Source organism: Streptomyces sp. SolWspMP-5a-2, from assembly GCF_900091845.1.
Taxonomy (GTDB): Bacteria; Actinomycetota; Actinomycetes; order Streptomycetales; family Streptomycetaceae; genus Streptomyces; species Streptomyces doudnae.
Genome location: NZ_FMCI01000231.1, coordinates 1 through 1,970, shown reverse-complemented (window position 1 = coordinate 1,970; position 1,970 = coordinate 1). Strand labels below are relative to the sequence as shown.

Annotated in this window: 1 pseudogene; it reads right to left on the bottom strand. The window is 77.3% G+C overall.

Annotation, left to right across the window (positions count from 1 at the left end):
* Positions 1-27: 27 nt before the first annotated feature.
* Positions 28-1,970, bottom strand: a pseudogene (locus tag GA0115242_RS42330) (bacterial transcriptional activator domain-containing protein); the annotation flags it as partial.

Below are 1,970 nucleotides of genomic sequence, written 5' to 3'. Positions count from 1 at the left end.
CGGCGGCGGCGATCAGCGGGCCGGTGCTCATCCCGCCGCGGTGGCGCCGCCGCGCCAGGTGGGGAGCAGTTCGTCGAGGAGCGCCTCGGTGCGGGGCGGCACGCCCCGGGCGCCCCCGCGGGCGACGAGGCCGGCGGCGAGGGTCCGCAGCCGCTCGCCGTCGCCGGTGGCGTGGGTGGCGCGCAGCAGCTCGTGCCAGAGCCGCTCGTCGTCCGGCGCCGAGTTCAGGGCCGCGTCCAGGGCCTCGATGGCCTTCTCCGCGCGCTCCTTCTCCAGGTGGAACGCGGACAGGGCGAGCCCGATGTCGGCGACGAGGAGCGGGAGCCGGGCGTCGATGATCTCGTGGGTGAGCCAGCGGTAGCGGCCCTCGGGGCGGTCGGCCAGGAGCGGGCCGCGGACCAGGACCAGCGCGTCGGTGAGCAGCCGTCCGCGCACCACCCGGCTGTCGACGCCCCGGCCCTGGGTGGCCTCGTGGTAGAGCGAGCGCAGCACGTCCAGGTCGGAGACGACGGACTCGGCGAGCACCAGCCGCCCGGTCGGGTCGGCGGAGAGCCGGGGGGTGCCGTCCGGGTCGGTGCCGAGCCACTCCCTGAGCCGGTCGAGGAGGGCGTCACGGACGTCGTCGGTGACCCCGCGCGGCCACAGCGCGGCGCAGAGCACCCGGGGGTGGACGCCCTCGCGGTGCAGGAGCAGCAGGGCGAGCGCCTCGTGCAGCAGGGCGCTGCGGTCGCCGTCGGGACCGTCGAGCCCGATGATCTCGTACGGTCCGACCAGCCGCGCGTAGACGGCGGGGCGGCCCTGTTCGCTGACGTCGACGAGGAACGGCGGTGCGGGCGCGGGCCCTTGGGGATCACGCTCCGGGTCGGCCTCCACGAACAGCTCGACGACCGCGCGCCGTTGCGCCGCGGGCAGGAGCTGCGCGTCGAGTTCGAGGCCGAGCAGCGGGGCGAGCAGCCGTCCCTCCGGGGTGACCTCCATCTCCCAGGAGGCGCCCGGGAGTTCGCCGGTCTCGGTGCCGACGAGGTAGCCGATGCCGAGCCGGGAGGCGTCGGAGGCGAGTTCGGCGAGGGTGACGGCGTCCGCGGCGGACGGCTGGGCGGCGAGCAGCACCAGGTGCGGGGCCCAGCGGGTGTGCCGGGCCGGGCCGGTGCGGCCGGTGAGGACCGAGTCGTACCCGGCCGCGCCGAGGGCGCCGCGGCGCTGCCGGGTCTCGGCCTCCATCGTCTCGACGAGGTCGTCGACGCTGTCGAGGTGGCGCAGTCGGCTGGGGGCGAGCGGGGTGAGGTCCTCGCCGAAGCCGACGAGGGTGATGGTCATGCGGTCGGACCAGCCGTTGGTGGCGAGTTCGGCGGCGACGGAGGCGAAGAACGCGGCCCGGTCGGCCTCCCGGCCGCTCAGCGAGACGATGCCGGGGACGGCTTCGAGGTTGAGCAGGAGCCGGGAGTCGTCCAGGGTGCCGAGGCTGACGAGGCCGGGGTAGGGGGCCGCGGTGTCGACGTCGTCGAGGCGTTCGGCGTCGGCGCGGGCCAGCGTCCAGAACGTCTGGTCCTGGCCGAGCCGCCACGGGGCGGGCGGTTTCCCGGCGGGCTGGGCGAGTTGCAGGTGCAGGTCGCCGCCGGTGAGCCAGGCCGCGTAGACCGTGGGCAGGGAGCGGGAGTCGGCGGCGAGCCGCGCGGCGAGGCCGCGCAGCGAGAGGTCGAGGAGGCGGACGCCCTCCGGGTCGGCGCCGACGAGGAGCGCGTCCTGCGCGTCGGCCGCGTCGCCGGTGGGGTCGGCGGCTCGGTGCCGCGCCGCCCGCCGACGGCACCGATCGCGGACTGCCACAGCGCCTGGCGCCGGCGGCGGCCGAGGGCGCCGAGGAGTCCGGCGGCGAGCAGGGGCGCGCCGAGGAGCGCCTCGGGGGAGCCCGAAGGAGTCCGCACTGCTGGTGGTGGTGGCGGTGGCACCGGCGGCCGGGTGCCCGGCTCCGG